The organism is Mangrovibacterium sp. (assembly GCF_059905295.1).
Window position 1 is genome coordinate 1 of record NZ_JBZQJF010000215.1, and the last position, 9449, is coordinate 9449.

A 9449-nucleotide genomic window follows, 5' to 3' on the forward strand; every position below is an offset into this window, starting at 1 on the left:
GCCGATTAGCGATTGAGAGAAGAGCAACCAGCAACAAGCAGTAGCCCCAGACCTCCACAAGGGTACCTATAGCCGCAACTTGAAACTTGCAACTTGGAAGAGACTTTCACCAAAAAAAGAAAGGCCACCCCGAAGGGCAGCCTCTCACAAATTTACGGGAATTGAAGTCAACACTTCAATTATTGTTACAAATCATGAAGATTAGAAGCTATAACCAGTCCAGTCGAACACTGAAGCATCACAACCAGTGTTACCAGCAGCTACTGTAATTGAAGCGTTGTTTTCACCTGGTTTTGCTTCTGAACCAGTAATTGCATTATCCAATGAATTGGTAATGTTGATAGAAGTTCCGGCAGCAGCGTCACCTTTACTATCAGTACAGTCAATTAAGTCTTGAACAGCACCTGAACCTTTTACAAGAGCGTTTGTGATTGTAGCTGCAGCACCACGACGGATTTTGAAAACATCTTGCATATATGTTGCCTGAGTTTCAGCATTGTAATCCAAACGAAGATCGATTGTGATGTTGGTAACTGTGAAGTCAGTTTGGTTGATGTCAGCAGGAGTTTTACCGTCGAAGTTACCGTCAGATTCGATACCGCGAGGATCAGATTCTGTACTTGTATAACCTTTTTCCCAGATACCATACATGTTAGTCCATGTTCCACGGTAACCTTGTGTGTTGTCGAAACAGTCATCATCCTCGTTTACAACCAGGCAGTTTTTCAGGTTTACAGTACCACCGAAACATTCGATACCATCATCAGCATTTTCGTAGATAAATACGTTTTCAATTGTAGTACCGCTACCAACAGCGTCAAGAGTCAAACCGTTATGCTCAACATCAGCACTTGAACGTGCACCGGCATATTTTTGAATTAAGTAAGTGATCGAACCTGAGCTATCAGTATCGTCGTTACCACCATAGATATAGTTGGTGTTCATTTCACAAGTTGCAGTTGGTACTGCAACATCGCTTGCACCTGAAATTCTTGCTTTACCGTTCAGAATCAAACCACCCCAGTAACCTGAGTTAGCGCTTGTTTCATCATCAGCAGTCATAACTACCGGATTAGCAGCTGTACCGTTGATGAAGATTTTACCACCTTGAAGAACTACGATGTAGCTACCGAAACCTTCAGTTGCTTCAATTCTTGTACCTGCAGGTACAGTCAATGATGCTCCGTCCAAAACGGCAAAAGTTCCTGTTAAAGTGTAAGTCACAGAAGCGTCCAAAGTAACGTCGTGATCAAGATTTCCGTAAAGAACGCCTTCTTGGATCAGTGCATCGATACCAGTTGTTGTTGTTGCCGGATCATTATTACTACTACATGAAGTGAATGTTGCTCCAAAAGCGATTGCAAATAATGCAACGAAGAAAATTGAATACTTTTTCATTTTTTATAAGATTAAAATAGTTTGAAATTGTTTTTCTATTGAAGTATTTAAAATTTATAAGATAGTCCCAGGCTTAGATCTAAGCCTTTGCGATAGCTGTCAAGAATGCTGTTTTGGCTTCCGACAGTCGATTTACGAGTTAATCTATACTCGGGGTCTAAGATGTTTTTTGCTTTTAATTTCAGGCTGAAATGGCTGTTCAGATTCGTATTAGACACGAAGTTTAGCGTTGGAATTCCTTTCTCCATGACATCTTCAAATCCGGCTAAGCCAATGGTATAAATCCGGTCGCTGTTGTAGTTTAATACCAACGAGTTGGTCATTGAGAAATCGTTGTTGGTATATTTATGCGTTAAGTCAACATTGAGGATGAATGGAGCAGCACCTTCAAGCTCAGACTCTTTTTGCGCGCTTCCCATAACATCAACGAGCATATTCGAATAAATGTACGAGGCATTTAAACCAGCACTTAGTTTATTCTTCCCACCGGATGTATTATTAATGATATTCTTCCGAAGCTCCAGTTCAACACCTGACGCAGTGGCATGATCACTTACGTTGTCGTAAGTAAAATAGCTTCCAGCACTTGCCTCGTAAGCACGTGCAATCGGGTTTTTGATGTATTTGTAGAATGCAGTTACCGATAAAAGTTCTGATGGGCTGATGTAGTAATCCCATTTTAAATCTGCATTGTAGTTGTCTGAAGGTTTCAGGTTTTCGTTACCCTGGCTGTTGAAACTCAAGCCTAAATACTGGTAAGGCGAAATTTCTTTGGATTGTGGTAGGGTATATGTTTTACTCAAGCCAAGTCGAAGAATCTGTTTGTCCGAAAAGGCGTATTTTAAGTTGATATTAGGCAGGACATAGGTCGGGTTTAGAACTGCGGTTCCATCGCCATTATAACCTCCCTGAACATTGTAATTAACCTTAATGTCGATCACATCCAACCGGACACCTGCATTTGCTGTGAACTTCGGATTAAACTGATAATCGACACTTGCATAGCCGGAGTTAATCAACTTGGTTACCGAATATTCACTGATCCGGGCAGCACCAACAAATTTACCGGAAGTATAATTGGCCTGGTTGTACCAAGTGTCAAGAGACAAATTGTCTAATGTTTGTACGCCGGTAAGTAATAATGGATTGTAACTGTATTCAGTTGCATTGAAATTATCGCTGACGTTACGGCCGTTGTATCCCAGGTGAAGGGTAGAGATATCTCCCTCAAATTTCTTTTTCAGCGCGTAATTTAATTCTAACTTCCAGTTCAGATCATTTTCTGTCAGTTTCGAATAATTCCGAACGTGGGCACCGTCACCCGCTCTGAATTGATATTCTGTTTCGCTTCTCCGGTATAGCTCGGTTACACGTCTGTCTGGCTCAATACCATTTACGAGGTTGTATGCTACCCCTGCGTCGAGTGTTGCTCTGTCGGATAACTTAAAGTTGCCCAGTACCTGGTTTGTGATCAACAGGTTTTCATTACTTTGCTCTCTCGACATATAGCCTTGGTACTCATAGGCATCAGGCTGAAGGCTGGACACGAAGTCCGGATTCTTTCCGCTATAGGTACCTACCGATTGGCTGTTATCGTGAATGAAAACAAAGTTGTAATTGATTTCATGCTTTTTATTCAGGTGGTAATTTACATTACCCAAAGCCAGTTGATTGATATTTTGCGAAGATTTGTTACCCGTCAAATCCTGGATCAGCGTTCCGTCATTGGTTGTATCGTAGAGTTTTTCGTAGGTAAAAGAATAACTCGTAGAATAAGAGCCTACCACATAAAAAGAGAGTGGGTTGGCATTTTGTCCAACAGTATACCGCTTACCTGCAGAAAAACCATAACCGTAGTTTACCGGAGTGCTTAGGCTTTTCGGGTCGAGACTGTTTCCAAAGTTGTAGTCTGTTTTATAGTTGTTGTTCGGTTGTACATTTCTGGATACTCCCAAATAATCTACACCGTCCATCTGAAGAAAGTCAGATCCTACTGTGCGGGTATTGATACCACTGGATAAATCAACTTTCAATTCCTCTTCGCCTGTAAGTTCTTTGGACGAAATGTTGATAACTGCTCCACCTACATCACCATTGTTATCGGATGAAAATACTTTATTGACATTGATGTTTTTGATGATGTCGGTTCCAAAGAAATCGAGCGAAATGTTTTTATATTCCGGGTCTTCAGATGGAATCGGAAACCCGTTCAGCGTGGTGAAATTATACCGGTCGCCAAGTCCCCGAACAAATACGTTCTTTACACCATCTTGTTTAGAGATTCCGGATACTTTGGTTAAGGCCTCTTCAGCATCGCCTACTCCCTTACGGGATAACTCTTCGGCACCGATTGACTGTACGGCCATAACTGATTTCTTTTGTTCTACCAGAAGCATACTTTCCGATTCCCGGTTGGCTTTAGCTACAACCTGTACGCCACCAATCTCTACTGTCGATTCCCCTAAATCAACATTGAGGGTTACCGTTTTTCCGGCTTCAATGGTGATGTTCGGAAAATTTTGCGTTTCGTAAGAAATGAATGAACAGCGAACGGTGTACGTTCCGGGCTCAATGGCGGTCAATTCGTAATTACCGTCAAAATCTGTCGTAATTCCTTTGGTTGTTCCTTCCAACATGATTGTTGCTCCGACCAAAGGTTCTTTGGTTTTCTGGTCTGTCACCAAACCTTTTAGTGTGCCTTTTTGTGCGAATGAAAAAACTGAAAAACTCCCAAAAAGACATAGCAGTGCTAATCTCTTAATTCCCATAAAATTTGTAAATAATTTGTACATATCTAAAATCAACTTAGCGTTGAGTTTAATATCCTAAGCTCTTAAGCCATTTTCAGGCTGATCAATAGTTTGCGTTTATTGGTTTGGCGAAATCCGGTTTAAATGGTCTTAGTGTTGTCAAATGATAAAGAACTTCTCTCCTTTTTTCCGCTGCTAAATACGAGCCTTTATGTTGCAGGGTGATTACAAATTATTTACTCTTGAATTACATTGGGATTGGTAAGTCGTTGACAGTCAAAAAGATTAATAAAGCATTGCAGTTTTGTTAAAAAGAAAAAGCCCGGTGAATTAATTCACCGGGCTTCAGTCGTGTATCTTGTTACTTGAACTATTTCTTCGCTATAGAGAAGAGGAATTCCAGTCCACCTTCAGGACGATTGCGAACCGAAATTTCGCCTTTATGCAGAGCTATTGCGTTTTTAACAATGGCCAATCCCAGACCGGTTCCGCCGGTTTCGCGGGTTCGGCCTTCGTCAACACGGTAGAAGCGTTCGAAGATGCGGCTTAGATGTTCTTCCGGAACGCCTTTCCCGGTATCAGAGTAACTGAAGTAATAGTATTTCTCATCTTCCAGATACTGTCTGATTTTAAGGGTGACATTGGGGCCGGCGTAGTTAATACTGTTTTCGATGAAGTTTTGGAAAACCGATGCTAACAAGCTGTCGTTTCCATATACAGAAACCTTATCGGCAATTTCGATTTCCAAATTGATCCCATGCAGTTTAATCCGCGATTCCAGATTCTCCACAACGTCATTAATTAGCGGGCGAAGTTTCACTTGTTTAAACTCGAAAAGATCGCCGGCATCTTCAATATTGTTGAGTAATGAGATGTCATTAAGCAGCTCATTCAGTCTTTCGCTTTGCATGAATGCCCGTTCAATGAAATAGTGCATCTTTTCCTGGGGAACGTTTTTGTTTGAAAGCAAAGTTTCCAGGTAGCCTTTTATTGATGCTAATGGCGTTTTTAGCTCATGCGCAATGTTCGAGGTAAGCTGTTGCTTTAATAAGCGTCGTTTCTCGGGACGGGTTATGTCTTCAATTAGAATTTCGAAGCTATGGTCGGCAAAAACGATTCCCTGTACGCGGAAATACATCTCATTCTTCGAAATCGTGAGTTGAACATGCGGCGGATTCTTTGGATTGATAATATTATTGGCCTTCAGCTGTTCGTCAATTTTCTCTATCAGTGACTTCAGCTCGGGGATGTCAAACAGCGATTCCGCCGAAATTGTTGAATGTTCCGAGATGAGGTTGACGTACTGAATAAAGTGGCTGTTTGCCAGGATCTTTTCTTTATCGGTCGTGAAGAACGCAATCCCTTCGTTCAGCGCATAGAGGTGGTTGAACAAACGTTCTTTTTCGGCACTCAGATCGTCCTTGGCACGTTTCAACCTGTTGTAAATGCGAACAATCTGTAACTGGATGTCGCCGAATTCGGAATCGGGGAACTTATAATTCGGGTCGATATCTTCTTCTTTTCCGGCGCGTACAGCAAAGTCGCGCAGCTTGGTAATAAATTCACCCAGGCGCTTTGTAACCAGGTAAAGCAGGACCCACATCAAGACAAACAGGGCCAGCATAAAGAAGATGAATACCCGTGATGCTTTCAGGAAATTCTGGATCTTGATATTATAAACTGCAGCACACCGGATAAAATATTCGTCGTAATTACGTGCGTAATAGTAGAAGTTAAGGCCAGTTGTTGCTGAATGGCGAATGTTTCCCCCTCGTTCGTTGTACAAAGCTTTTTGTACCTCGGGGCGGTGGAGGTGGTTTTCCATTTCGGCATAATCTTCCACAAAGCTATCGAAAAGTACAACCCCTTTCGGATCGATTACAGTGACCCTGATATCCGGATCAGGAATCATATAAACGATGGAATCCAGCTCTTCGTATTTGTTGTTTTTGTCAATCTTGTTGTGCTGAATGAACAAGTTGGTCATTTGCGCCACATTGTCGAGAGTCGTCTCAAGCTGGCTTGTTCGGTATTCTTTTTCTCTGCTGTACTGGAATGTGAGAATTGCCAGCGTGAACACTGTAAATGCAGTGAAAAAGTAGATGAAAATTCGCTGTTGGTATGTTCGTTGTTTTAGCACGTTGTTAACTTTAAAAGGGTTGTAATTACGAATTACTTCTCAAAGCAATATCCATAGCCGGAACGTCCGATAATCAGGCTTCCGTAGTCGCCGATTTTTTTTCTTAAACGGGCTATATTGACATCTACGTTTCTTTCGGTAACAATAACATCATTACTCCAAATCCGATCCAGAATATCCTGGCGGCTGATGAATTTACCTTTGTTACGAAGCAATAGTGCCAGAATTTCAAATTCCTTACGAGTTAGGCTGATATCTTCTTCCTTGATGTTAACAGTCTTCCGGTCAATATCAACAACCATGTCGTCGTGCTCCAGGGTTGTTGTTGGTTGTTCGGTAGCACGTCCCCTTTTCAGGATCGCGCGGATGCGAACAATCACCTCTTTGATGGAGAATGGTTTCACGATGTAGTCGTCGCCACCAACATTAAAGCCGGTTAATAAATCGTTCTCCGATGTTTTGGCGGTCAGGAAGATAATAGGAACATCCAAATGATGTTCTTTTCGAACTACGTCGGCCATTTTGTAGCCCGACATGCCACCCATCATCACATCGAGGAGGATGAGGTGGTAAGTTTCCAGGGGTTTGGTTAAGGCTTCTTCAGCAGAGGCTGCAACATCGATCTGGAAACCTTCGCTTGATAAGTTGAACTGGAGGATTTCTCTTAAATCCTGTTCATCATCAACGATTAATATTTTAGGTACAAAATCCATGATACTAGTCTATTTTGTGGTGTCTTAGATCTTTTCCTTCGATGGCGTAAATAGATGCTTCGGCAATATTGGTTGCATAGTCGCCAATACGCTCCATGTTGCTCATCATTTCTTTCAATGTGATTGCACTGGTAAGCACGCTTTTGCTGGTTGCATTAAGGTCAATATTCTTGACTAATTTCTTTAATATTTTGGAATTTATTTCATCCATAATATCATCATTCTTGATGGTCCAGATAGCGAGGTCAATGTCGTCATTGGAGAAGGATAGCAAGGCTTTGCGAACCATCTTTACGCTCAATATGGAGGTATTGGAGAAAACTTCGTGCAATGTTTTGTACAGGTCCTTATCCTTAACTTTTGACATGAAATTGGCCACATTGATCACGCGGTCGCCAATGCGTTCCAGGTTAATCAGGATCCGGTAGCAGGACATCAGCTTACGTAGTTCCGATGCCATTGGACTTTGAAGAACGATCGTATTAACAATCTTGTCGCTTAGCTTGACTTCTCCTTTGTTAATCGCCTCTTCGTTTTTGGCAATGAATTCCATGATTTCATCAGAAACACTCAATTCTCCGGAAGTAATAATCACTTCCATATAGTCCAGTTGCTCTAAAACTGTATTGGCTAATTTTTCAAAATCGTCTAATATGCTTTGGATAGCCTCATCTTTCTTGATGGTCATAATCTCTAGTTTTAATATTAAGTGTATCGATCGATTAACCGAATTTACCGGTCAGGTATTGTTCAGTTCTCGGATCTTTAGGGTTGGTGAACATATTTTTAGTCTTGCCGTATTCCACTAATTCTCCAAGGTACATAAATAAAGAATAATCGGAAATACGGGCTGCCTGGGTCATGTTGTGGGTAACCAGAATGATGGTGTAATTCTCCTTCAGCTTAACCAGCAGGTCTTCAACTTTGGACGTTGCGATTGGATCGAGTGCCGAGGTTGGTTCGTCCATCAGAATGATCTCCGGTCCGAAAGCCAGGGCTCGGGCAATGCACAAGCGTTGTTGCTGTCCACCCGAAAGGAAAGTACCTTTTTTATGCAGGGTATCTTTTACTTCATCCCAAAGTGCCACATCCCGAAGGGAGCGTTCTACAACCTCATCCTTCTCCGATTTTTTCAGGCGGATCCCATTCAGTTTGTAGCCGGCAATTACGTTTTCGTAAATGCTCATCGTGGGGAAAGGGTTGGGACGTTGGAATACCATTCCCATTTGGCGGCGCAGCTTAATCGCCGGCACGTCATAAATATTTTCATCCTGAATCAGCACTTTGCCTTCGGTGCGAATGTTGTCGTACAGTTCGTGCATGCGGTTGAGGGCACGCAATAACGTACTTTTACCACATCCCGATGGCCCCATGATGGCAGTTACTGTATTCTTCTTAATATCGACTGATACATTTTTTACGGCTTTGTTTTGGTCGTAATAAACGCACAGGTCCTGAATGCTTAGTGCCGGATTCTTTATTTCTGCTATTGTATCTTGTATCATCTTCTAAAGTTCTGTTTATTTTGTCTTCTTCGCAATTTGTTTCGAAATCATATTCAGGATTAATACGATGGCCATCAACATCAACGACGAGCTCCAAATGAGGTCAATCATGTTGGGGTCGTTATAGAATTCCCAAATCAACAGTGGTACTGCACTGGTTGGCTTGGTAATGTCGAGGTTGATCATGGATGAGCCAAGGGCTGTTAACATCAGCGGGGCGGTTTCACCTAAAACCCTTGATATACCGAGTAAGATACCTGTGAATAACCCACTGAACCCGGTTGGTATCAAAACCCGAAGAATGACTTTATGGTAAGGCGTTCCAAGTGCCAGGGCTGCTTCTTTCAGCGATGTTGGAATCATCTTCAGGGTTTCCTCGGTTGAGCGAACAATCATAGGCAGCATCATAATGGACAGCGAAACACTACCTGCCAGAGCTGAATAACCATTGGTTACGTGCTTCACCACCCAAAGGTAACTGATCAAACCCAAAACGATGGAGGGTACTCCCTGCAAAACATCGGATAAACTACGGGTAAAGTTTGCCAGGCGCTTGCCCGGGTTTTCGTATAAGAAAATACCAATGATAATCCCGACAGGAATGGCGATGATAGATGCCAGTGTCACCATAACCAGAGTACCAACAATACCGTTGGCAATACCTCCCGGAATACGTTCTCCGTTGGCAATCGCTGTCATAGCTGAATAGGTGTCGGGTGTATTTTGAATCAGGAAATCAAGGCTGATTTGCCGGTATCCTTTCATGACCAATTTCCCAATAATCAGTACGATTGGTGAAATGGTGATGATGGAAAGTAAAATGACCATTCCAAGAACCAGCTTATCTTTTAATTGGCGGCCTTTCGAAGTATCCTGAAGTCGTATGTGTTCTGTTGTATTCACGTTCCTGGCTTTTATTGCATCTTTTTAATAATCAGTTTCC

General features: G+C 42.1%; 7 protein-coding genes. All 7 read right to left on the reverse strand.

Annotation, left to right across the window (positions count from 1 at the left end):
• Positions 1-201: 201 nt before the first annotated feature.
• A complete protein-coding gene (locus tag AC37HE_RS11300) occupies positions 202-1398 on the reverse strand; it encodes a beta-helix domain-containing protein (protein WP_500782950.1) in 1197 nt (398 codons plus the stop codon).
• A 47-nt stretch (positions 1399-1445) separates the two neighbouring features.
• Positions 1446-4166 (reverse strand): TonB-dependent receptor, encoded by a 2721-nt coding sequence (locus tag AC37HE_RS11305; RefSeq protein ID WP_500782951.1) that lies wholly within the window; start codon positions 4164-4166, stop codon positions 1446-1448.
• Positions 4167-4518: 352 nt separating this feature from the next.
• Positions 4519-6288, reverse strand: coding sequence for a two-component system sensor histidine kinase PhoR (gene phoR / locus AC37HE_RS11310; protein WP_500782952.1), 1770 nt, complete (start codon positions 6286-6288; stop codon positions 4519-4521).
• A gap of 32 nt (positions 6289-6320) precedes the next feature.
• The gene (gene phoB, locus AC37HE_RS11315) at positions 6321-7001 is read right to left on the reverse strand and encodes a two-component system response regulator PhoB (protein WP_500782953.1); all 681 of its coding nucleotides are present in this window, start codon (positions 6999-7001) and stop codon (positions 6321-6323) included.
• A gap of 4 nt (positions 7002-7005) precedes the next feature.
• Complete coding sequence (locus AC37HE_RS11320) at positions 7006-7689, reverse strand: phosphate signaling complex PhoU family protein (RefSeq protein WP_500782954.1); 684 nt, start codon at positions 7687-7689, stop codon at positions 7006-7008.
• A gap of 34 nt (positions 7690-7723) precedes the next feature.
• Positions 7724-8506 carry a phosphate ABC transporter ATP-binding protein PstB gene (pstB, locus tag AC37HE_RS11325; protein WP_500782955.1) on the reverse strand — a complete coding sequence of 261 codons (783 nt, stop codon included), beginning with the start codon at positions 8504-8506 and terminating at the stop codon, positions 7724-7726.
• Positions 8507-8521: 15 nt separating this feature from the next.
• Positions 8522-9409 carry a phosphate ABC transporter permease PstA gene (gene pstA / locus AC37HE_RS11330; RefSeq protein ID WP_500782956.1) on the reverse strand — a complete coding sequence of 296 codons (888 nt, stop codon included), beginning with the start codon at positions 9407-9409 and terminating at the stop codon, positions 8522-8524.
• Positions 9410-9449 lie beyond the last annotated feature (40 nt).